General features: G+C 43.4%; 27 protein-coding genes. 4 read left to right on the top strand and 23 right to left on the bottom strand.

The window, feature by feature from the left end; all coding sequences use genetic code 11:
- Positions 1 to 258: 258 nt before the first annotated feature.
- The 11 genes from der to H7T97_RS07250 all read right to left on the bottom strand — a co-directional run bounded on the left by der (position 259) and on the right by H7T97_RS07250 (position 12,823).
- On the bottom strand, positions 259 to 1,569 hold the full coding sequence (der, locus tag H7T97_RS07300; protein WP_031575509.1) for a ribosome biogenesis GTPase Der: 1,311 nt from the start codon (positions 1,567 to 1,569) through the stop codon (positions 259 to 261).
- A 57-nt stretch (positions 1,570 to 1,626) separates the two neighbouring features.
- The gene (locus H7T97_RS07295; protein ID WP_195529543.1) at positions 1,627 to 2,340 is read right to left on the bottom strand and encodes a nitroreductase family protein; all 714 of its coding nucleotides are present in this window, start codon (positions 2,338 to 2,340) and stop codon (positions 1,627 to 1,629) included.
- The gene (dnaI, locus tag H7T97_RS07290) at positions 2,337 to 3,236 is read right to left on the bottom strand and encodes a primosomal protein DnaI (RefSeq protein WP_195529542.1); all 900 of its coding nucleotides are present in this window, start codon (positions 3,234 to 3,236) and stop codon (positions 2,337 to 2,339) included. Before dnaI ends, H7T97_RS07295 begins: the two co-directional genes overlap by 4 nt.
- Complete coding sequence (locus H7T97_RS07285) at positions 3,237 to 4,415, bottom strand: replication initiation and membrane attachment family protein (protein ID WP_195529541.1); 1,179 nt, start codon at positions 4,413 to 4,415, stop codon at positions 3,237 to 3,239.
- Positions 4,416 to 4,889: a transcriptional regulator NrdR gene (nrdR, locus tag H7T97_RS07280; RefSeq protein ID WP_003005476.1), complete on the bottom strand. Its 474-nt coding sequence runs from the start codon at positions 4,887 to 4,889 to the stop codon at positions 4,416 to 4,418.
- 164 nt (positions 4,890 to 5,053) lie between these two features.
- Positions 5,054 to 5,866, bottom strand: coding sequence for an endonuclease/exonuclease/phosphatase family protein (locus H7T97_RS07275; RefSeq protein ID WP_070845691.1), 813 nt, complete (start codon positions 5,864 to 5,866; stop codon positions 5,054 to 5,056).
- An 85-nt stretch (positions 5,867 to 5,951) separates the two neighbouring features.
- Positions 5,952 to 8,144 (bottom strand): PTS transporter subunit IIBC, encoded by a 2,193-nt coding sequence (locus H7T97_RS07270; RefSeq protein ID WP_201089932.1) that lies wholly within the window; start codon positions 8,142 to 8,144, stop codon positions 5,952 to 5,954.
- Between the two features lie 234 nt (positions 8,145 to 8,378).
- A complete protein-coding gene (locus H7T97_RS07265) occupies positions 8,379 to 9,077 on the bottom strand; it encodes a response regulator transcription factor (RefSeq protein WP_021153723.1) in 699 nt (232 codons plus the stop codon).
- A gap of 9 nt (positions 9,078 to 9,086) precedes the next feature.
- A complete protein-coding gene (gene gndA / locus H7T97_RS07260; protein ID WP_201089926.1) occupies positions 9,087 to 10,511 on the bottom strand; it encodes an NADP-dependent phosphogluconate dehydrogenase in 1,425 nt (474 codons plus the stop codon).
- A gap of 169 nt (positions 10,512 to 10,680) precedes the next feature.
- Positions 10,681 to 12,159 (bottom strand): flotillin family protein, encoded by a 1,479-nt coding sequence (locus H7T97_RS07255; protein WP_003017392.1) that lies wholly within the window; start codon positions 12,157 to 12,159, stop codon positions 10,681 to 10,683.
- Positions 12,160 to 12,283: 124 nt separating this feature from the next.
- Positions 12,284 to 12,823: a YceD family protein gene (locus tag H7T97_RS07250; protein ID WP_195529538.1), complete on the bottom strand. Its 540-nt coding sequence runs from the start codon at positions 12,821 to 12,823 to the stop codon at positions 12,284 to 12,286.
- A 197-nt stretch (positions 12,824 to 13,020) separates the two neighbouring features.
- Between H7T97_RS07250 and H7T97_RS07245 the strand changes: the two genes are divergently transcribed.
- The 3 genes from H7T97_RS07245 (at position 13,021) to H7T97_RS07235 (ending at position 15,382) form a co-directional block, all read left to right on the top strand.
- Complete coding sequence (locus H7T97_RS07245) at positions 13,021 to 13,881, top strand: helix-turn-helix domain-containing protein (protein WP_201089924.1); 861 nt, start codon at positions 13,021 to 13,023, stop codon at positions 13,879 to 13,881.
- Between the two features lie 110 nt (positions 13,882 to 13,991).
- Positions 13,992 to 14,168: a hypothetical protein gene (locus H7T97_RS07240; protein ID WP_201089922.1), complete on the top strand. Its 177-nt coding sequence runs from the start codon at positions 13,992 to 13,994 to the stop codon at positions 14,166 to 14,168.
- Positions 14,165 to 15,382, top strand: a complete 1,218-nt coding sequence (locus tag H7T97_RS07235) for an MFS transporter (protein ID WP_195529535.1) — start codon at positions 14,165 to 14,167, stop codon at positions 15,380 to 15,382. The genes H7T97_RS07240 and H7T97_RS07235 overlap by 4 nt, the downstream gene beginning before the upstream one ends.
- Before the next feature lie 298 nt (positions 15,383 to 15,680).
- On the opposite strand, the gene htpX is transcribed toward H7T97_RS07235, so the two are convergent.
- Positions 15,681 to 16,577 (bottom strand): zinc metalloprotease HtpX, encoded by an 897-nt coding sequence (gene htpX / locus H7T97_RS07230; protein ID WP_195529534.1) that lies wholly within the window; start codon positions 16,575 to 16,577, stop codon positions 15,681 to 15,683.
- A gap of 1 nt (position 16,578) precedes the next feature.
- Positions 16,579 to 17,139 carry a LemA family protein gene (locus tag H7T97_RS07225; RefSeq protein ID WP_023918932.1) on the bottom strand — a complete coding sequence of 187 codons (561 nt, stop codon included), beginning with the start codon at positions 17,137 to 17,139 and terminating at the stop codon, positions 16,579 to 16,581.
- A 70-nt stretch (positions 17,140 to 17,209) separates the two neighbouring features.
- Here H7T97_RS07225 and rsmG point away from each other — a divergent pair, with 70 nt between their 5' ends.
- Positions 17,210 to 17,923, top strand: a complete 714-nt coding sequence (gene rsmG / locus H7T97_RS07220) for a 16S rRNA (guanine(527)-N(7))-methyltransferase RsmG (protein WP_049483332.1) — start codon at positions 17,210 to 17,212, stop codon at positions 17,921 to 17,923.
- 215 nt (positions 17,924 to 18,138) lie between these two features.
- Here rsmG and H7T97_RS07215 read toward each other — a convergent pair whose 3' ends face one another.
- From H7T97_RS07215 to H7T97_RS07170, 10 genes are all read right to left on the bottom strand, one after another.
- On the bottom strand, positions 18,139 to 19,041 hold the full coding sequence (locus tag H7T97_RS07215; RefSeq protein WP_195311418.1) for a carbohydrate kinase family protein: 903 nt from the start codon (positions 19,039 to 19,041) through the stop codon (positions 18,139 to 18,141).
- Between the two features lie 83 nt (positions 19,042 to 19,124).
- The gene (locus H7T97_RS07210) at positions 19,125 to 19,877 is read right to left on the bottom strand and encodes an SDR family oxidoreductase (RefSeq protein ID WP_201089920.1); all 753 of its coding nucleotides are present in this window, start codon (positions 19,875 to 19,877) and stop codon (positions 19,125 to 19,127) included.
- Between the two features lie 4 nt (positions 19,878 to 19,881).
- On the bottom strand, positions 19,882 to 20,712 hold the full coding sequence (locus H7T97_RS07205) for an energy-coupling factor transporter transmembrane component T family protein (protein WP_201089918.1): 831 nt from the start codon (positions 20,710 to 20,712) through the stop codon (positions 19,882 to 19,884).
- Complete coding sequence (locus H7T97_RS07200; RefSeq protein WP_201089916.1) at positions 20,684 to 22,387, bottom strand: ABC transporter ATP-binding protein; 1,704 nt, start codon at positions 22,385 to 22,387, stop codon at positions 20,684 to 20,686. The genes H7T97_RS07205 and H7T97_RS07200 overlap by 29 nt, the downstream gene beginning before the upstream one ends.
- Positions 22,388 to 23,161: a nucleoside phosphorylase gene (locus H7T97_RS07195; protein ID WP_201089914.1), complete on the bottom strand. Its 774-nt coding sequence runs from the start codon at positions 23,159 to 23,161 to the stop codon at positions 22,388 to 22,390.
- A 155-nt stretch (positions 23,162 to 23,316) separates the two neighbouring features.
- Positions 23,317 to 24,222: a DUF4299 family protein gene (locus tag H7T97_RS07190; protein ID WP_201089911.1), complete on the bottom strand. Its 906-nt coding sequence runs from the start codon at positions 24,220 to 24,222 to the stop codon at positions 23,317 to 23,319.
- Between the two features lie 99 nt (positions 24,223 to 24,321).
- Complete coding sequence (trhO, locus tag H7T97_RS07185) at positions 24,322 to 25,305, bottom strand: oxygen-dependent tRNA uridine(34) hydroxylase TrhO (RefSeq protein ID WP_201089909.1); 984 nt, start codon at positions 25,303 to 25,305, stop codon at positions 24,322 to 24,324.
- A 139-nt stretch (positions 25,306 to 25,444) separates the two neighbouring features.
- Complete coding sequence (locus H7T97_RS07180) at positions 25,445 to 25,924, bottom strand: DUF6773 family protein (protein ID WP_227223966.1); 480 nt, start codon at positions 25,922 to 25,924, stop codon at positions 25,445 to 25,447.
- Between the two features lie 22 nt (positions 25,925 to 25,946).
- On the bottom strand, positions 25,947 to 26,429 hold the full coding sequence (locus H7T97_RS07175; RefSeq protein WP_003008473.1) for a DUF6773 family protein: 483 nt from the start codon (positions 26,427 to 26,429) through the stop codon (positions 25,947 to 25,949).
- 28 nt (positions 26,430 to 26,457) lie between these two features.
- The gene (locus H7T97_RS07170; RefSeq protein ID WP_003005328.1) at positions 26,458 to 26,652 is read right to left on the bottom strand and encodes a helix-turn-helix transcriptional regulator; all 195 of its coding nucleotides are present in this window, start codon (positions 26,650 to 26,652) and stop codon (positions 26,458 to 26,460) included.
- Positions 26,653 to 26,835 lie beyond the last annotated feature (183 nt).

The following is a 26,835-nucleotide window of genomic DNA, read 5'->3' as shown; positions in this document are numbered from 1 at the left end:
TTTTAAATAATAAGTACACAAACCTAAAGCTCTCATGATGTTCATGAGTTTACTCTACTCATCCTTAAAAAAAGCATAAGGAATAAAGAATATCCGGACCATGATACTACGCATCTGACTATCCTCCACTTCATTTTACCAGCTTATTAAAAAAAGCAACGCTTATGCGCTACTTTTAGTTATTTTCATAGTTGGAAGAATGAGCGTTTTATCATTTGAAATATCCTTCTCCACTTTGATCCATTTGTCTCTTATTCCCTACTTCCGTTTTCGAGCAATCAAATGGATTGGAGTTCCTTCAAAAACAAAGGCCTTGCGAATTTGGTTCTCCAAGAAACGGAGGTATGAGAAGTGCATCAGTTCTTCTTCGTTAACAAAGACCACAAAAGTTGGCGGCTTGGTTGCCACTTGTGTCGCATAGAAGATCTTGAGACGTTTTCCTTTGTCGGTCGGCGTTGGATTAATGGCAATGGCATCCATAATCACATCGTTCAAGACAGCTGAAGGAATTCGTGTATTTTGACTCTCACTGATCTGTTTGATCATCTCTGGCAACTTGTGCAAGCGTTGTTTGGTTAAGGCAGAGACAAAAACAATCGGCGCATAAGAAAGGTATTGGAATTGATCGCGAATGTCATCTTCCCACTGCTTCATGGTATGGTTGTCTTTTTCAATGGTATCCCATTTGTTGACAACAATGATCATACCTTTACCAGCTTCATGAGCAAAGCCAGCGATCCGTTTGTCATACTCCCGAATCCCTTCTTCGGCATTGATAACCATCAAAACCACATCTGAGCGGTCGATGGCACGCATGGCACGCATGACAGAATATTTCTCAGTGTTTTCATAGATTTTACCAGATTTGCGCATACCAGCTGTATCAATCATGGTAAATTCTTGGCCATCTGCATCAGTAAAATGGGTATCAATGGCATCCCGTGTGGTTCCAGCTACTGGGCTAGCAATCACGCGGTCTTCTCCAAGGATTGCATTGATCAAGCTTGATTTCCCAACATTTGGACGACCAATCAAGCTAAACTTGATGATATCTGGATTTTCTTCTTCTGTGTCATTCGGAAGATTTTCGATGATGGCATCGAGAACATCCCCAGTTCCGATCCCGTGGACAGAGGATACCGGTAGTGGCTCGCCCAGTCCTAAGGCATAAAAGTCATAGATATCATTGCGCATCTCTGGGTTATCCACCTTGTTGACTGCAAGAATAACCGGTTTATGGGTCTTATACAAGATACGAGTGACATATTCATCCGCATCCGTGATCCCTTCTTTTCCAGAAACAACAAAGACGATCACATCTGCTTCGTCCATGGCAATTTCTGCCTGATGCTTGATTTGCTCCATAAATGGGGCATCTACGTCATCAATTCCCCCCGTATCGATGATACTAAATTTTCGATTCAACCACTCAGCTGTTGCATAAATGCGGTCACGAGTGACTCCTTCTACATCCTCAACGATGGAAATCCGCTCACCGGCAATCCGGTTAAAGAGTGTAGATTTTCCGACATTGGGACGGCCTACAATCGCAATAGTTGGTAGGGCCATGATTTCCTCTTTTCTAATGAAAGGCGAGACCTCGGTTCAAGAACGCCTCTCTTCATTTCATAATAGTTTGTGTTTTTCTAGTAGTTTTTTGGTCTCTTCTTGTTCAGGTTGACCAAATTGAGCTGCAAGACGCTCGCTCCAGCTGTCGGTTGCACGCGCTCCAGCATAATCTGCCTGAACCTTGTCATAGGCAGTCACAACTGATAGGTCTTGTTCTTGGTATTCTTCTTCAAAAACAACCTGCTCCAATGGCAAACGTGGTTTCACCGCATGTTGCTGGTTGGGTACTCCGAGAGCAATCCCAAAAACCGGATAGGTATAGTCTGGCAGACGGAAGAGTTCTGCGACTTCTTCTGAACAGTAGCGCAACATGCCGATCATCACTCCACCATAGCCGAGACTTTCAGCTGCCAATAGCGTATTTTGAGCTGCTAGAGCCGCATCCACTGAGGTGATCAGTAAGTTGTCCACCCCTTCAGGATGGAAATCCTGCTCATGAAGTTTGACAGCTTTTCCAGCGCGGTTTAAATCCCCAACAAAGAGGAGAAAGACGGCTGATTGGCGAATCGCTTCTTGAGGAAGAAAGTCGTAAAGAGCTTCTTTCTTTTCCTTGCTTTTGACCACAATAACAGAATAAGACTGAAAGTTTTTCCAACTTGATGCCATCTGCCCAGCTGATAAAATTTCCTTGAGGTCAGCTTCTTTGATGGCTTCTTCCTTAAAACGGCGAACAGAAAAATGAGATTTCATTAAACGGATGGTTTCATTCATCGGCGATTGACTCCTTCCAGATGGATTTCCTTGGCTAAAAATTTCACGCGCTCCATGACCCGTTTGGCCTGCCAGGTTTCATCTCCATTACGCGAAGCTGCAAAATGACGTTCCAGCTCTTCAAAATTAAAGTTAGAAGTAAAGAAGGTTGGGAGATTTTCCTGCATTCGGTGCTGCAAAATCACTTGTAAGATTTCATCTCGCACCCAGGCTGACATCTGTTCCGCACCTATATCATCGAGAATTAAAATTTCGGCTTTTTTCACCTGATCGACGGTTTCTTTGACCAAGCCTGAACTGATGGCATTTTTGACATCGATAGCAAAACTTGGGAAATGAAGTAAGGTGGTAGAGGCCTGGCGTTTTTCGGATAAATCATGAGCCAAGGCTGCCATCATGTAGCTCTTTCCTACTCCAAAATCACCATAGAGGTAGATCCCCTTTTGATATTCCGGATAGTTGGCCACAAAATTGGCTAATTCTTCAAAGGCCTCAAATCGCCCCTTATCATCGAGCTCTACCTTAGCTAGACTCGCCTCTTTCAAGGTTGAAGGGAGATTGATCAAGTTGAGACGTTGGTTGATCGCAGCACGTTTTTGGGCTTCGATCAACTCTGGTGTTTCCTCATAAGCGACATCCGCATAGCCCTCATTCATGGTGAGGATGGGTTTATAACCTTTGGCAATATAATCTGGATCTCCCAATAAGAAACGGTTGCGTTCACTAATGTATTGATTAAATTTTGAAATACTCCGTCGAATTTCTTGTTCAGACAAAGACTGGTCCTTGATAAAGGCAGACACTTCTTGGTCTGCCAAGATCTGTGTGACCAAATCCTCATAGTTAAATTGACGCGCACGGTTCATGTGAGACATGGTTTGACCTACACTTTCCATCTACTCACCTCCTTGATTCAGTTTTTCTAACAGGCGTTGTTTCTCTTTAGCAAGATCCACCTTTTCTGCTTGACTGGTTTGATTTTGATAATTTGGTTGGCTCCACTTGGGAACATTGCTGTGCTTGCTCTTGGCTGATGTAGGACTCGTCACCTTGTTTCCTTGAGCCTTAGCTTGTTCCTGGCGTTCTCGAACTTTTAAAATCGCTAGTTCTGCACTGTTGACCCCTTGATAAGAAAAATCATTTCCTACCTTCAAAGCATACTTTTCATTGAGATTAGCAGACTGGGTCTTATTAAAGGTCAACAATAAAATAATATTGATCACCTCATCTAGTAAGCCTAGATCAGCTAACTTGGATAAAGTCTTGCGTTCGCTCTGCGTAATGGTCGCATTGCGCGCCTTCTTAATCTCCGCTAGAAATTGTAGGCTGGATTTTGCCTTAGCTTCCCTCAGAATGGTTTCTTCCTGACGGCTATAGGACATGCGTGGTTGCTCTTGGCTCGCCTGAGCCAACTTTTGCTTCATTCTCTTTGGAGAGACAATCTGCTCTACAGCCGTTTCTTTTGCTAGGAGATAGGTTTCATACCAGGTCCATTGTTGTTCTTCTGCGATGGCAAAGAGAGCTAAGGTTGCTTCTCCTTCATCCGCAAAACGGAGTCCATCACGCCCCATCATTCGCTTAAACATTTCCATATCAAACTGCTGTTTCTTACTTGGAAGAACGGTCGCCTCACCAGCATCTAGTCCAAAGACTTGAGAGAAGGAAACTTGCCGTCTAGTTCCTAAAGAGCGTGCTGGGATCAGATCCTCAACAGCCTTTTCCCCAATCTTTTTTTCAAGCAAGCGTTTAAAAACAGCATTCGAAAAAAATTCTTCCGACGCAAGAGGAGCATGTAACTGGATGGTGATCCCAACTTCTTCCTCATAGAGATCGATCAACCCCATGGCAATTAAGCGATCAAAAGCCAGTAGCAACTGTGGAAATCCTATATTCAAATGATTGAGGATTTGAGCCAGTAAATATTGTTTTTCACCCTGATCATAAGAGGCCAGCAGATAACGATAAACCGTTACCGTTTCCATCTCCAAAATAGGCAGGTAATACTGCTCCAATGCAGCCCCTGCCGGTGGAAGAAGATTATTTTTTAAAAATGCGAAAGGCGTATTGGGCTTCATCTATTTTTCCTTTTTCTTCTTGGTTCCCTTCGTAATTTGTTTCAAGAGGGTCTCTAACTCACCGACATCCTTGAAACTCCGGTAAACACTAGCAAAACGGACATAGGTGATCTCATCTAGATCTGCTAACTCATCCATGACCAACGAACCAATATATTCACTGTTGATTTCATTATCACTTTGGCTGCGAACCTTTTGCTCGATCCGGTTTACAATTTCTTCAATTTCGTCACTAGAAACAGGCCGTTTTTGAGCCGAGCGGATAATACCGTTAAAGATTTTATCACGAGAAAATTGCTCGCGTGTCCCATCCTTTTTGACAACCACTAGGGTCCGCTCTTCCACTCGTTCGTAGGTAGTAAAGCGATAATGGCATTCTTCGCATTCCCTGCGACGACGGATGGTGTTCCCATCTTCAGCTTGTCGACTATCCACCACACTAGACTTACTTCCACCACATTTTGGACAACGCATTTGCTACCTCCTTAAACTGTTTTAACACTTCATTTTACCATAAATTGAATCGTAAAGAAAGCAGAAGAACAGGAGAATCCCCTATGCTTGCTCCTCATTGATCCATAAAAAAGAGTCGAAGGACGATTGAATAAAATCGTTTTCCTTTCGACTCTCCATTTATATTAAAGTGATAATTCAGCTTCTAAGCCATAGTGATCACTGACATGGGGTTTGTTTTGATCATCAAAAATGACATGTAGACGCTGGATGTCCCATTCTGGACTTGCAAAGACGTAATCGATTCGCAATGGAACTTGATTATCCGTCCAGCCATCGATTCCAGGACCTACAGTATAAGTCCCCTTTGTTTCTTTGGCTTCGATAAAACTATCTTGAAGTTTTAGCGAACTGGATAGAATCGTTTCATACCCTTCTTGACCAGCAGGATTATTGAAATCACCAGCTAGAATAAAGGGTTTGCCTACTTGGCTGAAGTAGTTCTCAATGCGTGGCCACTCAAATTGGAAACCTTTGTCCCACCAAGAAAGATGGACGCTGGCAACAGCAATCTCTTTGCCATCTACACTTGTATGGGCAACGGCTACTCGACGAGTATGGTAGTCCGTTGGATCATCCATATTGGATACCAAAATCTCATCCGCCTTCAAGGGTTGACGCGAAAGAACGGCCACACCCTCATTGAGGTGATCATAGCCAATATGGTTGTAGGCCCAAGTCCAGTAATAGTGAAGACCTTGAGCAGCCAACTCCTCAACCAATACGCGAACAAAGTGATCCTTGTGAATGGCTACAGCTGATGGCAAAGCTTGATAATACTCATCCGTTTTAACTGCTTCTGAGGCCATTTCTTGATTGACCTCTTGGAAACAGATCACATCATATTGTGCTTCTAAAATTTGCTCCTTGAGGGTCTCAAATTTTTGCTGGGCATTCTCTTCCATCCAACTATGGGAATTTAATGTTAAAAATTTCATCCCCTGATTTCTCCTTCTTTTCAAATCAAGAAACGGCAAGAGGCCGGGTACACTGCCCCAACCTCGTTTTCTTTGCCGACATCTCTTATAATTCTACTGTTGCAACAGGCGTATTTGCAGCCAATTTACCAGTATGTTCGACCTTAACAGATTTAATCGCATCTGCATTTGTGAAGACAACAATTGTTGAAGTTTCACGACCAGCTGCACGGATTGCATCAAGGTCTGCTTCCACCAAGAGGTCTCCAGCAGCCACTGTTTGACCTTCAGAAACTTTAACCTCAAATGGTTTTCCTTCAAGACTAACTGTATCTAGACCGATGTGAACCAAGACTTCCAAACCATTATCTGTTACCAAACCAAGGGCATGTTTGGTTGGGAAGACACTAGTAACTTTACCAGCAACTGGTGAAACGATGTGGCCATTTTCAGGCTCAACTGCAAATCCGTCTCCCATCATTTTTTGTGAGAATACAGGATCTTTCACATCCTCAATATTGATCACTTCACCATCTGCAACAGAGTGCACTTCATCAGTTACCCCTTTAAAGGTTGCTTCAGCCTTTTGAACTGCTGTCATTTGGCTAGGAAGTGTTTCAGGAATAACTTCACCTGAATCAAGAACGTCTTGGATATCAGATTTCAATACGTCAGCTTTAGGTCCGTAGATCGCTTGGACCCCTTGTCCTTTCATGACAAGACCCATAGCGCCTTCAGCTTTCCATTGTTCTTCTGTTCCGACTTTTTCAGCGTCTTTAACGGTTACACGAAGACGAGTCATACATGCGTCAACGTCGACGATATTGGCACGTCCACCAAGAAGGTTGATGATGTTAATGACTTGTGAGCTTGCTGAGCTTGTAGCAGCACCTGCTGCTGCACCATCTCCTGCAGGAGCATCATCATTTTGTTCATAGTTACCGTTACGTCCTGGAGTCGCATAATTGAATTTCTTAATCATGAAGTTGGCAATGAAGTACATGATAAATCCAAAGAGGACTGTTACCCATACAAAGTTAAAGATATCTAATGCCAAACCAGCGTTGATGGCCATTGGGGTACGTGTCAAGAATTCGATTGAACCGAATGAGTGAACTCGAAGGTTAACCAAGTCAGCCATTGCAAAGGCAGCCCCTTGAACAAGAGCATAGATGATGTACAATGGTGTAGCAATAAACATGAACATGTATTCAATTGGTTCTGTTACACCAGTCAAGAAGGTTGCAAGGGCAGTTGCAAAAAGCATCCCTTTGTATTTTTCTTTTTTATCTGGATCCACATTGCGGTAGATAGCAACCACAATCCCCATCAAAATACCAAATGATCCGATCATTTGACCAACTTTGAAACGAGCTGGTGTGTATGCATGAAGCAAGTGTTGGTATTGGCTAGGATCAGCTTTCTTCAAGTTGACAAGGTCTGTTACCCAAGCCAACCAAAGTGGATCTTGTCCAAATACAGTTGTTCCTTTGGCAGCACCTGTAAGAACTTGGTAGCTACCACCCAATTGAGTATAGTTGATTGGAATGGTCAACATGTGGTGAAGACCAAATGGCAAGAGAAGACGTTCCAAGGTACCAAACAAGAATGGTGCCAATACTGGAGCTGTTGATTGTGAGTTGGCGATCCAAACACCAAATCCATTAATTCCTGATTGAACTACTGGCCACAAGGCTGACAAAACCAAGGCTGTGAGTGCTGAACGTACGATAACAACGAATGGTACAAAGCGTTTCCCGTTGAAGAAAGAAAGGGCTTCTGGGAGTTTACGGTAGTTGTAGTATTTATTGAAGGCAGTTGCTCCAACGAAACCTGAGATAATCCCTACAAATACCCCCATATTAAGGGCTGGTGCTTCAAGAACACTGATGAAATAGTCCGCAACTTTAATCGATCCACCGAAGATTGTGTGAACCGTTGCAGTTTTATCAGCTAACGTTGCAGATGTCACTCCGAAAACTGCACCGGTAATGCGGTTAATCAAGATGAAAGAGAGACCAGCTGCAAAGGCACCCCCTGCACGTTCTTTGGCCCAGCTACCACCGATAGCAAGGGCAAAGAGGATGTGAAGGTTCCCGATAACCCCCCAACCGATTTGTTCGAGAATTCCACCTGTAATAACAAGTGGAGCTAAATTCGGGTTGATCATAGGGATTGATTTCCCGATTGAAATCATCAACCCAGCCGCTGGCATGACAGCGATAACGACCATCAAGGCCTTACCGAACTTCTGCCAGAATTCAAAGCTAAATAAACTTTTGAATGATCCTTTGTTCATCATTCAACCTCCTTATATTGTTTAAGGCTTTGTTTTAAGAAAACGTTTGCGCTTAATTTGTTTCTAGTATACCATATTTTAAAAATTTGTAAAGCCTTACATTCATTTTTTTCTCCAAATTTTATCTTTTATTATCTTTTTTAAGCCATATTCTTTTTAAAACTCATTCTTTTTCGACGCAAACGTTTCCCTTGAAGTATAGAAACATTCGAACCCTCTTAGGGTTCGAATATTTTATTCTAATGCGTCTTGCATGGCATAGCCAATCCCACGAACTGTCTTAATATAGCTTTTTTGACCGGGTAGATCAATTTTCCCACGGAGATAACGGATATAGACGTCCACAATATTAGTCTCACCTGTACTCTCGTACTTCCAGACACTTTCCAACAACTGATCTCGTGTCACCACCCCTTTGCTTCCCATCAGAGTCGCTAAGAGATCATACTCTCTGCGGGTTAAACTAATCATGTCTTTCCCACGATAGACGGTATGGTGTTCCACATCAATGCGCAAATTGCGGTATGATGTTGGGATTTTCATCTGGCTACAATGTTGGTCAATATAATCACGTCCTCTAAAAATCGCTGTGATCTTATCGACTAAATCGCTGATAATAAAGGGTTTGACCATATAGGAAACGGCAAAGCGCTGAATACTCTCTTTGTGCTCAGCAATTTTTTCGCGGCTATCCAAAACAATTAAAACAGAAGCTGGGCGAATCCGACTGATTTCCTCTGCGAATGTTTCACCAGACATATCTGACAAATCGTAATTAAACAAGATCAGATCATATTTGGTCGCAGCAATCAAAGCCAGACCCGCTTTTCCATCCTCGACCACATCAACTTGATACCCCTCTTTTTGAAGTTCCAAATCAATGAAGCGAGCGATTTGCTTCTCATTTTCTACTAGTAGAACTCGTTTGACCATAGAGCAAGATTATTTTTCGTCGTACCAAGAATAGTGGTAGGTACCTTCTTTGTCTTTACGTTGATATGTGTGAGCACCAAAGTAGTCACGTTGTGCTTGGATCAAGTTCGCTGGAAGATCCGCTGAACGGTAGCTATCGAAGTAAGTGATGGCTGCTGAGAAGGTTGGTACAGGTACACCTGCTTGAACAGCAAGAGCTACAATGTCACGAACTGATTGTTGGTACTTAGCAGTGACATCCAAGAAGTACTCATCCAATAGAAGGTTAGCAAGATCTGCATCGCGGTTGTAAGCATCTGTGATCTTTTGCAAGAAACGAGAACGGATGATACATCCATCGCGCCAGATAGATGCGATGTCCGCAAATGGTAAGTTCCAGTTGTTTTCTTTAGAAGCAACACGCAATTGCGCAAAACCTTGTGCGTAAGAGATGATTTTTGAGAAGTAAAGGGCTTGACGAATTTTTTCGATCAACTCAGCCTTGTCTCCTTCAAATTTGAATGCAGCTGGTTTTGGAAGAACCTTGCTAGCGTGTACACGTTCTTCTTTGTAGGCAGAGATGTAACGAGCAAATACTGACTCAGTGATGAGTGACAATGGTACACCAAGGTCAAGCGCTGATTGGCTAGTCCATTTACCAGTTCCTTTGTTTCCTGCAGCGTCCAAGATGTAGTCTACGATTGGTCCATCTTGACCTTCATCGTCTTTGCGTTTCAAGATATCAGCTGTGATTTCAATCAAGTAGCTGTCCAACTCACCCTTGTTCCATTCAGTGAAGATTTCAGCCATGTCTTCTGTAGAAAGGCCAAGCAAGTGTTGCATGAGGTCATAGCTTTCTGCGATCAATTGCATATCCCCGTACTCGATCCCGTTGTGGACCATTTTCACGTAGTGACCAGCTCCATCAGGACCGATGTAAGTCACACATGGTTTTCCATCTTCAGGCGCTTTTGCAGAGATTTCTTCAAGAACGTCAGCTACCAAGTCATATGCTTCTTTTTGTCCACCAGGCATGATAGAAGGACCTTCAAGGGCACCTTTTTCCCCACCAGATACACCAGTACCAATAAAGTTGATTCCTGAGTTCGCCAATTCTTCATTACGACGGATGGTATCTTTATAGAAAGTATTTCCTCCGTCGATCAAGATGTCACCTTTATCCAAGTGTGGAAGAAGGGCTTGGATAGTTGCGTCTGTACCAGGTCCTGCTTGAACCATGAGCATGATACGACGTGGTTTTTCGATTGAGTTTACGAAGCTTTCGATATCATAGCTTGGCACAAAGTTTTTATCAGGATGGCAAGCAATCACATCTTCTGTTTTTTCTTTACTACGGTTAAAAATGGCAACTGTATAGCCACGAGATTCGATATTAAGGGCAAGGTTACGACCCATTACGGCCATACCAACAACACCAAAGTTTGCTTTAGTCATGTGACACTCCTCTTTATAGTTTGCCTTTATTCTACCATTTTTCCTCCTCAAAAGAAAGCAGAAAATAGCTTCCCGCCTTCTCCAAGAGGGAGAAGATCATGCAAGTCATTTGATCTTAAAAACAAAAGTGCCCGAGAAACAGTTCTCAGACACTTCTTGATGAATGGCATTAATCTTCTTTAGAAGCTAACTCCTCTGCTTCAATGACCGGTTGTTCTCCTTCTTTGAGTTTATTGACCGTCATATTAACTCCAAGAGCTCCTGCTAGCAATTGACGAATATCAAATCCAGCTCCTTGAGAGACTTGGTCGATACTTTGCATAATATCGCCCACCATCTTAGAAGCATTGCCTTCCCCGTACATGGTGATCTTATCAACCTTGGTTAATGGTTCAGCGACAGCACGCGCAATTTCAGGCAACTTGTCAACGACCATTTCAGTAATGGCTGCTTCTTGCATTTTCTTCATCGCTTCGGCCTTTTGGTCCAAACCTTTGGCTTCAGCTTCCAGTTTCAAGCGAATGGCTTCAGCCTCGGCACGACCTTTGGCTTCAATAGCTTCGGCCTCTTGCAATTGGGCAAATTTCTCAGCTTCGGCTTGAGCTTTTCGAGCTTCGGCTTCTTTTTGTGTTTCGAAGAGTTCTGCTTCCGCCTTGCGTTGGCGTTCGATCAATTCTGCTTCTGCAGCTTGTTGACGCGCATATTTTTCAGCTTCAGCTTGTTTGCGGATATTGGCATCCAATTCTTGTTCACGAACCTTAACTTCGCGCTCTTTGACTTCTGCTTCTTTTTCTTGCTTCATGATATTGGCTTCGGCTGCCACGCGCTCTTGTTCACGACGTTGCACTTCTGCCTCAATCCCTTTAGCGGCATCTGCTTTTGCTTGGGCAATATCTGCTTCTTGCTTGAGGGCTGCTTGTTTGAGTTTTAATTCATTTTGTTTTTGCGCGATTTCAAGATCGGCAGCGACCCGTTTGTCGTTAGCCAATTTATCTTGTTCTGCTTCGACTTCCTTGCGTTCGCGTTCTGCTTTGGCTTTGGCAATCAAGGCATCTTTCTTAATGGTTTCAACATTTTCAATCCCGAGGTTATCGATGACTCCCCCTTCATCAGAGAAGGATTGAACCGTAAAGGCGATGACTTCTAGACCCATTTTAGCCAAGTCTGGCGCTACGTTGTCTTGCACTTTTGAGGCAAACTCTTGACGGTCATTGACCATCTTACGGAGCTCCATCTGACCGATCACTTCCCGCAGGTTTCCTTCCAAGACATCTTGGACAGAATTGGAAATATCTGTCGTATTCCAGTTCAAGAAGTTTTCTGCAGCCCGGGCAATCATTTCATCGGTTGTACCAATTTTTAATTTAACAGCCGCATCGGCACGGACGTTAATGAAGTCCAGTGTTGGGACTGCTTCTGACGTCCGAACATCTGTCGAGAATTGCTCAATATCAAGATAAGAGCGTTGTTCGACAAAGGGAATCATAAAGCCTGCTTTCCCACGCAAGTGACGTTGCTTCCGAAGACCGGTAATGACCACGACTTCGTTGGGTTTAGCATTGACATACCCTTTGACCAACAAGATCAATACAAGAATGGCTACGATTACAAAAGTAATCAACCAACCTGGAATAAATAAAGTATCCATACTTTTTCTCCTTTTTTAGAGGTCTCCCCTCTGTTGTTTATTAATCCTAGTATATCAAAAGAAGGCCTTTCCTCAAAGAAAAGACCAGTATTTATGTCTAAATTTATCAAATGCAATCTCTAGCTTATTCTTCGTCAAACAAGCCATTTAGACCAGCGAAAGGACTGTTTTCTTCTTTCTTGATCGCTTGAGAGGCTTGGTATTCTTCTTCGGATAGGATTTTCCAATCATTGCCTTCGATAAAACCTTGTCCAGCCTCTTCTTCTGGAGTGAGAATCTTGAGAGGAATATTGAGTAGAATATTATCTGCTACACTCTCACTCAGGTCAATCTTCCCGCCTTCGATTGGAAGGATCAAGTCTTCCTCTAGGGCCTCGATATCTGCGTCAGACTGTACATCCTCCGCAAACACCTCTGTTACAGGATAGCTCTCTTGAAGCTCGACAGGGTCCATGCTTCGGCTAGATGCCAAAACGATGGTGTAGGTCAACTGGTAATCCAAGATATAGAGGCCTGTATCATAGGCTACTCGTCCTGTCGCTGTCACATTCTTTAAATCAAGAATTTCTGGATTACGCTTTTGCAATTCCTTAAGCAAATCCAACTCTTGATCAAAAGCTAGTCCTTCAGGATTTTTACGGATTTCTTGTGTAAATAAGTTCATTCTTTTGTCCTCAAATCTTCTAGATACTACTAGTATATCATGAAGCTGCCCCTCAACCAAGAAGTCTCCTCAAAAATTTGTTATAATCATGAAAAAAGATATAGAAACTAGGCCAATTGGTGTTGTACACAGGGTCCCACCATCTCTTGGAAAAAAGAGGTTCACTTGCTAGGGCATTGTTAGATAGAGGAGAATTCATGAAAGAAATCGGAGCAGTTTTTCGGCAGATACGTGAAAGTCGCCACATTTCTTTAGAGGAGGCTACGGGTGGCGAATTTTCGCGCTCCATGCTATCTCGATTTGAAAGAGGGGAAAATGACCTGACCACGCAACGTTTTTTTCAGGCCCTTCAACAGATCAAAACGAGCCTCAGTGAGTTTTCCCATCTAGCTGGAATCGATCAGCACTCTTTTATTCCCAAATTGTTGAAAGAGCACTATGAAAACATGAGCTTGGAACACGATCAAGCCTTGTACCAAAACTACCAGCTAGCCTATCAGAAACATCACAAAAAAGAAGACCTCTTAGCCAGCATTATTCTCAAGGCCCAAATGCTTGGCTTCTATCCTGAGGTGGAGCTCACCGCTAGCCAAGAGGAACTGGATTTCCTCCATGATTATCTCTTCTCTGTCATGATCTGGGGAAATTTTGAATTGAACCTGTTCTCTCTGACCTCTCCACTTTTCTCTAGTCGCCTCTATCGACAATACACAGAGGAGTTGGTCCAACGGGAGGATTTCAAGCTTCTCCTAGACTCTTCTCGTTCTGCCCTTAACTCTATTTTTCTTAATGGCTTCTTTCTGGCCACTAGTTCGAATGAATTTGAAGACGCGATCTATTTTGATCAGTTGATCAAGGACCACTTTTACGCTGAGAACGAAGCCTACCTTCGGACGGTTTATCTCTATGCCAAAGGAGAATTTCTCTATCGAAAGGGTGAAAAAGAAATCGGTCTTGAAAAGATGGAACAGGCCATCCAGGTTCTCTCTATTCTGGATTGTAAGGACAGTGCCGACTACTACAAACAGGGCCTGCAAGAACTGATCAATAAATCCTAAAAACTCACAGATCTATCCTGTGAGTTTTTGTTGAAAATATGCAACATTTATTTTTTCTTGCTTTTTAGGTTTACAATAGGACTATCAAGTAAAGAAAGAAGGTTCTTCCCATGATGACCAAACTAAAAAGCCACTTCCTCCATCTTTTTCTCTCACATACCAGCGTCTATCTGAAGGATCAGGAACTAGCCCTCTCTGAAGAGGAGAAAATGGACCTCTTCAAACAGATCTTTCGATCCATCAAACAAGTCCTAGCAACTGATCACGTGAAGGAGGAAGGCTCATGAAACTCTTAGCTCGTAATAAAATTTTTGCCTTACTTAGTCTTTCTCGCTTTTTGAATACCCTTGGTGCTGCCATCTACAATCTGGTCTTTGTGGTCTTTGCTGCCAGCATGCCACAGCCGAGCCTAGCAGTTGGAATTGCTAATCTCATTGTATTTATTCCTAGCCTCTTTACCATTTTTGTCGGGATGAAGGCTGACCGCACGAAGAAAAAAGCTAACTGGTTGATCCGCATTGGCTATCTTCAAGCCATCCTCTTCATCCTTATTGCTCTCATGACCAAGATTCCGGGTTACCTAGCCTTTTCGATTGTTTGCTTTTTAAACATTGTTTCAGATTGTTTGAGTGATTATCGCGGAGGCTTGCAACTCCCCATTATGCAGAAGAACATCCCTAGCGAGGATTTGATGGAGGCCTATTCCTTCAACCAACTGCTTAGCATGGTCTGTTCGATTTCTGGACAAGCTCTAGGAGTTTGGCTGCTAGCTATCAGCCATCAAAATTTTGCTATGGTCGCTTCGATCAATGCCGTGACTTTTCTCCTGTCTTCTACTTGTCTTCTGATGAGAAAAAAGCAGCTGACACATGCTCCCGTCATTGAGCCCAAAAGTAAGAAATCTTTGGTACACGATTGCCAAGAGATGTACCAGAACGCCAAAAGTATTTTTGCAGATGAGGAGGTTCACCACTTTGGCAAGTTGCTCTTCTCATTGGTTCTCATCAATGCCCTTGGGGGATCCATCTCAGGTATCTACAATTTGCAACTGCTTCACTCTCCCTTCTTTCAGTTGAGCTTTAGCCAATCCCTCTTGATCTTAGAGGCAGTGACTATTTTAAGCATGGTCTGGGCTAGTTTGACACCCCACGATTATTTTTCCAAGCAATCACTCCACCATATCCTCCTTTGGATCGCAGGTGGGCTGACCATGCTTGGGCTCACAAATATCCTGGTACACTGGGACATTCTTTCCCTTCTACTCATCACTTTCCTTGGTTATCTTGTAGCAAAAATCAACCCAAAAGTTTCCAGTCTTTTAATGAGCAAATTACCCGCTGAAAAATTAGCTTCTACCTCTAGCTTTTTGGGACTGATGGTCAGCTTTGCCATGCCACTTGGGACAGCTCTCTTTTCTAGTCTAGCTATCTGGAGCCTTTCCCTAGCGTGGGGGATCTTTGCCATCCTTGGTTTCACTACCCTCCTCTTAACTACCAAATAAAAAAACCACCGTTTGGTGGATTGAGATTTAGGACAAAGTCATCTTAAAAACTTTCCTTAAGTGAGTACGGACGTCAGCGAACTTCGAAGAAGTTCCATGACTTAGTTTTGGACCCAAGGTTCCAAAACTCCCGAGTGCTAGAAACACAATTGTTTCTAGCACTTTTCTCACGGCGGAAAGTTTCAATAGATGAGTTAATAATTCTAAAGAATAAATTTTTTATTCGTATAGAATTTATTAGATTTATAAAGAAAAACAGTTTTCCCACACTCTCAATCCTGCTAGCGATGGATTTACTTTACATGTTTCTTAATCTTTCAACCCGCTCAGCAATGGGTGGGTGGGTATAAAAGAGTTTTTGCAATCCGGATTCTTTTTTTGGATCGTTGATAAAAAGAGCACTGCTCGCATCATCGACATGTCGTTGCATTGGTTCGCTATTGTCTAGTTTTAACAAAGCATTGATCATCCCTTGAGGATTCCGCGTCAATTCAACACTTGAAGCGTCTGCTAGGAACTCCCGTTGACGAGAAATAGCTAACTGGACCAAGGTCGCTGCTAATGGTGCTAAAACGATGGCAAGCAAGGAAAGGATCAACATAACAATCTCCAAACCACCGCTACCTTCTCGATCATCGTCCCGGCTACGACCACCGCCCCACCACATCATCCGGCCACCAATACTAGAAAGCATCGAAATGGCACTGGCAAGGGCCACTGCAATTGTAGAGATACGAATATCGTAATTGCGAATGTGGCTGACTTCGTGTCCGATAACTCCCTCCAATTCCTCACGGTTCATCACAGCTAGAAGGCCTGTTGTCGCTGCAACAGCTGCATTTTGAGGATTAGACCCTGTCGCAAATGCATTCATCGAAGGATCATCCACAATATAGACCCGAGGCATGGGGATCTGAGCTACCATAGCCATATCTTGTACAATATGGTAGAGCTGAGGGGCTTGCTCTTCCGTCACTTCACGCGCCCCATTCATCCGCATGACAACTTCCGTGGATTGGAAAATCATGCTAAAGGCATAGATACCACCAATGATTAAGGCGAGGATAACGCCACCAAGGGAGGAACCTAACCAGAGGTAGCCAACGGCTGCTCCGATGAGAGCCAAGAGTATGAAAAAAGCAATAAGGAGAATCCAGGTTCTCCTTTTATTGCTTGCAATTTGGTCAAAGAGCATATTAGTCTCCTAATCCGCTAAAGTCCACCTTTGGTACTGCTTTTTCTTCTTCAGGCACTTGAAGAAATTCAGCTTGTCTGAAGCCGAACATTCCAGCAATTACGTTTGTTGGGAAAGTTTCCAACTTGACATTGTAATTGCTTGTGACACTATTGTACAATTGACGAGCATAAGAAATTTTGTTTTCTGTGTTGGTCAATTCTTCTTGCAATTGCATGAAGTTGGTGTTGGCTTTCAAGTCTGGGTAATTTTCAGCCACCGCAAAGATGCCTGCTACTTGGCGTGAAAGAGCATCACTGGCTGCCATTGCTTCTGCAGGTGAAGAAGCTTGCGCTACTTGTTGGCGAAGTTGAGTCACTTTTGCTAGTGTATCTCCTTCGTACTTGGCATAGCCTTTAACGGTTTCGATCAAGTTTGGAATCAAGTCATTCCGACGTTTCAATTGCACATCAATTTGACTCCAAGCTTCGCGAGTTTGCATGCGGCTTTTCACCAAACCGTTGTAAACTCCTACTACAATCAACACAAGGACCACAATGATCCCAAGAATAATCCAAATCATTTTATTGAATTCCTTTCATTTCTTTCTACCAGTATATCAAATTTCCCTTATTTTGTGGTAAAATAATAGCATGAAACCAGAAGAATTTTATGTCCGTTTAGCCGATCTCGGCTTCCCATTAACTGATCGACAAAAAGAGCAATACGAACGCTATTTCGAGCTCCTCGTGGAATGGAATGAGAAAATTAATCTCACTGCCATCACCGAAAAAGACGAAGTCTATCTCAAGCATTTTTATGACTCTATCGCACCCATTTTGCAGGGCTTGATCGAAAACCAACCCATCCGTCTCTTGGATATCGGAGCTGGCGCCGGCTTTCCGAGCCTACCTATGAAGATTCTTTTCCCTGAGCTGGATGTGACCATCATTGATTCTCTTAATAAGCGGATCAATTTTCTCCACTTGCTGGCTGAAGAGTTAGGTTTGAGCGGAGTTCATTTCTACCATGGACGTGCGGAGGACTTTGCGCAAGACAAGAATTTTCGTGCCCAATTTGATATCGTAACTGCCCGGGCTGTTGCGCGCATGCAGGTCCTCTCTGAACTGACCATCCCTTACCTGAAAGTAGGGGGACGTCTTCTTGCTCTCAAGGCTAGCAATGCTCCAGAAGAGTTGGAAGAAGCCAAAAATGCCCTCAATCTGCTCTTTAGCAAGGTTGAAGACAATCTACAGTATGAATTGCCAAATGGAGATCCACGCTATATCACTCTTGTCGAAAAGAAAAAAGAAACCCCCAATAAATACCCAAGAAAAGCAGGCATGCCTAATAAGCGGCCATTGTAGTAAGATACAAAGGGCTAAGAGGATAAAGTCAAATAAGAGGCTGGGACAAAAGTCCTGGCCTCTCAATTGTCTTTAGATTGTCGAGCAAGACGCAGTGGTTGAGTGGGCTCTACTACGCTGATTTCATCAGCTTTTACAGCCCTACTCAACTGTGCGGAGGTGGGACGACGAAATCGAATTCTAATGAATTACCGATTTCTGTCCCACTCTCTTTTTTATTTTTGTTTCAATTCTGTTCGCAGGGCTTCTTGCTGCTCTTTTGTCAGATGAACCCCCTTACTTGCAACAATCTGGCTAGATACTTTGTTGGCAAATCTTAAGGCTTGCGCAATGTCTAAGCCTTCTAAACGGGCGGATATGAAGGCTCCCACATGGCTATCTCCAGCGCCTACTGTATCGACGACTTCTGTTGGAAAACCGTCTGCCTCATACCAGTTGTCATCATAGGCAACCGCGCCTTTTTCACCCAAGGTGACAATGACCAATTGCCCCGTTCTCTGATACAAGTATTCGATGGCTGGCTGGATCTCTCTACACCCTGAGAAAGCCAGTGCTTCAGCCTCATTAACATGGAGAATCGGATGCAGATCATAAATTGCTTCCAGTCGATCCTTTGGAATCAAGAGTCCACGTGGCCCAGGTGCGAAAATCACCTGGCCTTCTAGTTGCGAAACAGACTGGACCAATGCAAGACCAGTTGGCTCCTCGACTTCAAGGCCACATAAGTAGATGTAATCAAACCGATATGTCTCAATCTCTTTTAGCCACTCTGCTTGAAAGCTATACTCCACTCCGTGGTCTGATAAGAAGGTCCGCTCACCATCAGACTCTACAAAGCAGTAACAGCAACCATTGGCCCCTTCTAATGAGATGCTAGAGGAAATCCCTAATTGTTTCAACTCTCTCCGAATAAAATCACCATACATCCCAGAACCGACTGGCGAGACAAACTGGTAGGGTTGCGACAAAAAATGAAGGATATTAACGACATTAAAGGCACAACCTCCCACAGACCATTGCTGGTGATCAATATGGGCATCTCCTTCACGACTCGGCAAACGATCCAAGTAAATCATCACATCACAAACTGTAGAACCAATAATTAACGCAGCTGTCATCTTTTTCTCCTTACTTTGCCTTCTATTATACCAGAGGGAAGATAAAAAACAACCAACCCCTTGTGGAGTGGTTGCTTCTCTTTTTAATCACGATAAACGGGTTGAGGACCAAAGGTTTGGGAAACCGGCATGATTTCAATCCGGTTGACATTGACATGCTTGGGCTGTTGGATCAACCAAGCTACTGTGTTGGCAATGTCTTCAGGCTGAATGGCATGGGCATTTCGATAGAGGGCTTCTACCCGTTTTTCGTCTCCTTTAAAGCGAACAGAAGAGAACTCTGTCCCTTCGCAAAGACCAGGTTCAATATTGCTGACACGAATCTTCTTGCCAGCTAGATCTGCCCGAAGATTGAGGGAGAATTGCTTGACAAAGGCCTTGGATGCCCCGTAAACATTGGCCCCTGGATAAGGTACAGTTCCTGCTGTAGAGCCCAAATTAATAATATAGCCGTCATTTCGTTCCACCATCTGGGGCAAGATTTTCCTTGTCAGATAGGTCAAGCCGACAATATTGGTCTGAATCATGGTCAGCCAGTCTGCGACCTCTGCTTCATAAGCTGGGGCGAGGCCTAGGGCCAAGCCAGCATTATTGACCAAAACATCCACTCTCTCCCAAGTTTTTGGCAAACTGGCAAGTGCATGATCTACCTGAGAAAGATCCGTCACATCCATTTGCAGGGGATAAAATGCTTCTCCCAGCTCTTCTTGGAGAGCCTGTAATTTTTCGATGCGTCTAGCTGATCCGATCACACGGTATCCATCTGCTACTAAACGACGGCAAATCGCTTGACCAAAACCAGCTGAAGCTCCTGTTACTAAAATCGTTTCTGGCATATCATTACCTCCATGGATTGTAAAAACGTCCCTGATTGAGAAAGATCAGGACAATACTCAAGACCAGAACAGCTAAGGCTGATAGAATCATCCCATAATCTTTCATTTCCATGGCTTGATGAGAATACCAGGTCCGCTTTTTATTTTTACCAAAGCGACGTAATTCCATAGCCGTAGAAATGCTGTCAATCCGCTCAAGTGAGCTAAAGATTAAGGGAGAGATGATTTGCAAATTGCCTTTGATCCGCTTGATCAGCTTGGCCTTTTTGGACAACTCCACCCCTCTGGCTTCCTGAGACAATTTAATCGTTTGATATTCTTCTTGTACGTCAGGAATGTAACGCAAAGTCAAGCTGACAGAATAGGCAATCTTGTAAGATACGCCAATTTGGTTGAGGCTTGAAGCAAACTGACTAGGATGGGTCGTCATCAAAAAAATCAAGGCTAGAGGTATGGTACAGACATACTTAAGAGCTAGATTAAAAAGATAAAAGAGTTCCTGCAAGGTGATACTATAGGAGCCCCACCCCTTCATCAGTACTGTCTTTGCCCCGTAGATCTCTACACCATACTGGGGGGCAAAGAGATAGACCATGACAACATTTAACAGTGCAAAAACAAAAGCAAATGCAAGTACAAATGAAATATCCCGAAATCGAATACGAGCTGTAGAGAATAAAAGCAAGGCGCCCACACCAATTCCTAGAAGGAGCCGAGTATCATAACTCAACATGGCGGCAAGAGATACAAAAAGAAGAAAGAGTAACTTACTCGCACCTGAAAGGCGATGAAGAAAACTCGTCCCCTCATGGTAGCCGACTAATCGATGATTCATGACCTGCTCCTTTCTGTTGCATATAAAACTGCGTTAACGCCAAGGGATCCATTCCTAATCGATTGGCTAAGGCAAAAATCGAAGTCTCTTTGAGATTAGCCTCTTGTAAAATATCCGGATGAGTGAACAGCTCTGCAGGTGAGAGATCTGCTAGAATTTGTCCGTCTGATACTACAAGGGCACGATCAGAATAATCCAACATCAGTTGCATATCATGGGTAATCATGACAATGGTATGGCCTTTTTCTTGCAAGCTATCTAGAAATTCCATGATGTCAGTGTAATTGCGCTGGTCCTGACCTGCTGTCGGCTCGTCCAAGACCAAAATTTCTGGTCCTAAAACTAGTATAGAGGCGATGGTCACCCGTTTCTTTTGCCCATATGAGAGAGCAGAAATCGGCCATTTACGAAACTCATAGAGACCACAAGTTTTCAGTGCTTGATAGACACGCTCTTTGATGTCTTCTTCAGCGACACCCCGCAAGCGCAAACCTAGAGCAACTTCGTCAAAAATCATATTGGTCGAAATCATTTGATTGGGGTTTTGTAGGACATAACCGACTCGCTCAGCCCGTTCCTTGACACTCTCCTGCTTGATATCTTCACCTCTAGAGGTGTATTGCCCTTCTGTGGTAATGAAGCCACAGATGGCTTTCGCAAGAGTTGATTTTCCTGCCCCATTCTTCCCGACAATCGCTAAGCGCTGCCCCTTAGGTATACTGAGGGATATATTTTTTAAGATCGGATGATTCTCTTGATAGGCAAAGGAAATCTGCTCCAACTTCAATAGTTCTTCCGTCTCACCAGTTTTTGTAAAGGTCGCTTCTGGAATGGAACGATTCACACCAGTAAGCTCGATATCTTCTAGACGATCTAGATGCTCCAATTGATCGATATCCTGCCCTAGCTGGCGAAGAGTTGTTAAATACAGAGGTTCACGAATCCCATTTTCAGCCAGCAGTGTCGTCCTCAACAACTCATCTGGTCGACCATTAAAGAGAACTTGACCTTGATTGATCAAGATTACCCGATCGACAGGACGGTAGAGTACATCCTCTAAACGGTGTTCGATAATAATGGTGGTCGTCCCCTGCTCTTCATGAATCTGATCAATCAGATCTATGATATCCTGACCCGACTTGGGATCTAGATTAGCCAGTGGCTCATCAAAGAGCAGGATCGGACTTTCGTCAATCAGAACACCTGCTAAGCTCACTCGCTGTTTTTGCCCACCGGACAAATCTTGTGGCCGATGATCCAAGAGCTTCATCAAATCTAAGCGTTCTGCCCAACTCTGCACACGCTCTTTCATCGTTCCCAGATCCACCATGTCATTTTCAAGGGCAAAAGCCAAGTCTTCTGCGACACTCAAACCGATAAACTGGCCGTCTGTATCTTGCAAAACCGTACTGACCAAATGAGATTTCTCATAAATACTGAGATCAAAGGCTTCTTTCCCCTGAATGAGGAATTGCCCACTACTGGTTCCCTTATAGATATTGGGGATAATCCCATTTAAGCACTGGCCAATGGTTGACTTCCCAGAACCAGATGGCCCAACAATCAGAACCTTTTCCCCCTTATAAATGGTAAAGTTGAGATTTTTCAAGGTTGGTTCAGACTGTGCCTTGTATTGGAAGGAAAAATCCTTCAGTTCAATCATTGCTTCTTTCATTTAGTTTGCCTTTTCCCAAAAGAACGCAAATTGGATGGCTAACTCCGCGATTCGATCCTTGCTATCTAAATCCTCATGACTAGATAAGGTTCGGATATCCCATTTTTCTTCCGAGAGGTGGTCTGCTGCGTAGAAGAAATGGCAGAGCTCTAAGCCCCTATAAGCTGCTAAGGCTGCCACTGCCGAACATTCCATATCCACACAGATGGCTCCCGCTTCCTTTCGTCGCTTCATCTTGTCGATGGTTTCCCGGTAGGGTGCATCTGTCGTCCACACTTTTCCTGACTGATAGGAAACCTTATGACTGTCCAGAAAGGCTTGGAAGAGAGGGAGGGTTTTCTTGTTTACTTCCACTTCATCACTAGCCGGAAGATAGTGGTAACTAGTCCCCTCGTCGCGAAGAGCAGCTGTTGGAATGATAATGGAGGTTGCTTCGATATCACGGTCTAAAACCCCACAGGTCCCAAAGAGCACCAGTTTTTCCATCCCAAATTGAATCAAATCCTCTATAATCCCCACACAGGAAGCAGCCCCAACTGGTGCATTAAAGGCAGCAATTTGTTGGTCTCCAATAGTGATCCCATAGACCAGGACTTCAAAATTGGCCATGGAGGTTCTTGCAATGACCTCATGGTCATAATTCTCAAGGAGGCGCGCAAAAGTTACTCTTGAAAAGCAAGAGATGACTACTTTGGGAAATCCTTCAATTGGTTGGTGTAAGTCTTGTGGATTGATAATCGCCTGTCGATTGGCATCAAATTCTTCTAACAGCATTTCGTGCACCTCTTTCATTCTACTTCTAGGCCCCTATTATACCATAATTAGCCTAGTCATTGGTTTTTGATCAAAGGAAGGGCATAAAAAAGAACCGCTCCCAGACGTTAGATTTTTCGGATCAAATGTCTGAGCGACAGTTCACTGCGATATTGTTACTTGTTTTCCAATTGCGCTAATTCTAGCAACCGCTCTTTGGACAATTTTTTGATTTCAATTTGACTAGCATCTAGCAGCTGGAATTCATCTGGCTCTAGCGCTTCTATAAATTTCTTCAGAGCAAGAGAGCCAATTGGATGGTAATTTTTTGGCTTATCCGGATCTCCATCGATCGCCACCAATAGAACTCGCCAATCAATGATACCCGCTAAGCCCACAATTTCTACATATTCTGCAGGAACATGTGGCACGCTTGGCAAGACCGTATCCGTATCTTCTGTCAAGCTATAGCTGGCTAAGAATGCTCCTGTCTCCTCCTGTTGATAAAAACGGACTTGACTGAAATAAGCTACACTATATTGAATCTTCTTGATAAAGGCAGAGTAGGCTTCTAGTGGATGGACATGGTTCAAGACTTCCTGCACTGTATCCCGATCCAAATAGACTGGATGAGCGAAGCCTTGTACTTCAAACTCTTTTAGATCTTTTTCTTTCGTCACATTACCCAGCGTTTCTAGGATAACGACTTCATAATCAAAATGGAAAATAGAATCTGGAGTATAGCTCACGCCGTCGCTAGCCACAATCTCCGTTCCTAATACTTCTCCTAGGCGACTAAGCCATCGAAGGGCCAACTGCCAATCTTCTTCTATCGCAAAAGAGGGCACCTGAATCTGATAAGACTCTTCCTCATCAAAATAGCGTAACTGCAGAGGAAGACCGCTCTTACCAAATACGATACAGTTCAAGCCTTCAAAATCATTTAAGGGACGATGAAGGGTAGCAGGATCATAGTTGTAGGTTGTCAACCCTTCTACCAATTTAAGAACTTCCTGTGCTGCGAGTACTTTCTGATAGCCAAATAAGCTCTTTTTATTTTTGATTGAAAACACGATACTCATTTGTTTTCTCCTTTGTGAAATCGCTTACCTAAAGTATAGCACAATTTTCAATCAATTTCCATATAAAAACAGCCTGAGCTTTCAGACTGTTTGTTTCCATTATGCAGGTGCTCCATCAAGCGTCTCACCGATGACTGCTAAACGCTCACGAACTTCTGCTTGTGACAAGTTGTGTTCTTGGACATAACGATTGCGAGGGTGAACCCGGCACTCATGCGAACATCCGCGAAGATACTTGTCTTCGTTTTCTTCTGAGGTCAAGATCCGACGGTTACAGAAAGGATTTCCACAGTTGACATAGCGTTCGCATGGTGTTCCATCAAACCAGTCTTTTCCGACAACACTTGGATCGACATGGTTGACATCGACTGCAATCCGCTCGTCAAAGACGTACATTTTCCCATCCCACAGTTCGCCTTGAACTTCTGGGTCTTTCCCGTAAGTGGCGATTCCGCCGTGCAATTGACCGACATCTTTGTAGCCTTCACGCACCATCCAGCCAGAGAATTTCTCACAGCGAACTCCACCAGTACAGTAGACGACAACGCGTTTGTCCATAAATTTTTCCTTGTTATCACGGACCCATTGTGGCAATTCACGGAAATTGCGGATATCTGGACGAATAGCGCCACGGAAGTGACCAAGATCGTACTCGTAGTCGTTTCGAGTATCAAGGACAACGGTATCCTCGTCGAGAAGAGCTTCTTTAAACTCTTTTGGTGACAAGTAAGCACCTGTTGTTTCAAGAGGATTGATGTCATTATCGAAATTATCATCTTCTAAACCAAGGTGGACAATCTCTTTCTTATAACGTACAAACATCTTCTTGAAAGCTTGCTCTTCTTCCTCATCGATCTTGAACCAGAGGTCTTCCATCCCTGGAAGGCTGTGAACGTAGTCCATGTATTTTTGCGTTATTTCGTAGTCACCAGATACGGTTCCGTTGATTCCTTCGTCAGCGACTAGGATACGACCTTTAAGGCCGATTGATTTACAGAAGGCCAAGTGATCAGCCGCAAATTGTTCTGCGTTTTCAATGGGGGTATAGAGGTAGTAGAGTAATACGCGAATAGGTTTTGCCATATCATTCTCTTTTCTAAGATTAAATTATCAGAATTTTTCATTCAACTATACCAGTATACTCTCCCAAGAAAACGAATGCAATTTATTTGACTGAAAAATAAAAGCCTGGGATACCAGACTTTTACACGATGAAACCAAGTTACTCTTCTTTTTCCAATTGATCCAGATAGGCTTCATAGCGTTTTTTCTCTACTTTTGCAAGGAGCATTACAAGGGTATTCATCCCCCATACAATCGGAAGATTCAGGAGAAATGCGATAGGAAGCACCAGCAAAAATTTTGAATGGAAGGGATTGGCCTGATAAACAGCTTGGTTTAATTGAAAATTTTGAGCCCAGATGAACAAGGAGAGAATAGAGGTTACTGCTACAATTCCCGTCACATTTAGATAACTATAACTGATAAATCTCACACCCAATCGTTGACAACGAACAGAGTAATACAATCCTGAGACGATGAGTAAGGCTACCACCATGATTGGACTGAGCCCCACCTTAGATGTAAAAATGGATCCTACACTAAAAACAGTTAAGGCAAGGAAAAGAAAACCAGCCGTCTCAGCACCAGCCTTATTAGCTAAGCCTTCTTCTCGTTCATCTATGATTTGTTTGTTCAGCAATTGTAATCACATCTCTTCCTCCTTATTCTTCATCCTCTAACTCTGCCTCGATCTTCTCTTGTTTTTTCCGATTGATAAGAGCAAGTGGTTTTTCAAGCAGATCTGTCAGGATGGCAAAGACGAGAATTTCTAATAAAATTTTGACCAGATACTTGGGACTCAAGATAAAGCTCATTGCTTCTCTCTTTCCAATCACATCCATAGCTGTCACAAGCACAGCAAAGAATAGACCTGACCCAAGGCGACTCAACCAGCTATCTTTTTCTAACATATCTCGGATATCAATCCCTGAACTGATCCTTCTCACAAAGGCATAGGCTCCCATGGCAATCAGAAGGAACATCTCAGGGAGATAAGCGACTAGGTCTAAGTCCAGGATACTGGATTTCACAAAGGCAGATAGGGCAATAAAGCAGGTCATACCAAGGACAAGTTCTCCTGCGATTTTTCCATCAAGTAGCATGGTCCGTTCATCTTTTACAATTGGTTCTTTCTTTTGTTTCATATGTTTCCTCTTTCTATTATTAAAACTGTTACTCCCAGAACAGTTGATCCAGCGTCTTATCCAAGGTCTTACAGATGGCAAGGCAGAGACTGAGGGTTGGGTTATACTTTCCCGCCTCAATCAGACCGATGGTCTGGCGCGTCACTCCAATGGCATCTGCAAGATCACCCTGGGTCATATCATGCTCGACCCGGGCCATTTTTAATTTGAGATTTTTCGCCACAGGCTTTTCCTTTCTTGTTTTTATAGCTTTATTATACACTATATTTTCTATTTTGCAATATATATCTTGCATTTTGCAAAAAATATTTTTGATAAAACAAAAAAGCGGCTGGGACAAAAGTCCTAGCCTCTCAATTATTTTTGGATTGTCGAGCAAGACGCAGTGGTTGAGTGGGCTCTACTA

Origin of the sequence: Streptococcus parasanguinis, from assembly GCF_016648925.1 — a bacterium.
In the GTDB taxonomy this organism is placed as follows: domain Bacteria; phylum Bacillota; class Bacilli; order Lactobacillales; family Streptococcaceae; genus Streptococcus.
This window is presented reverse-complemented; position numbering and strand designations above follow the sequence as displayed.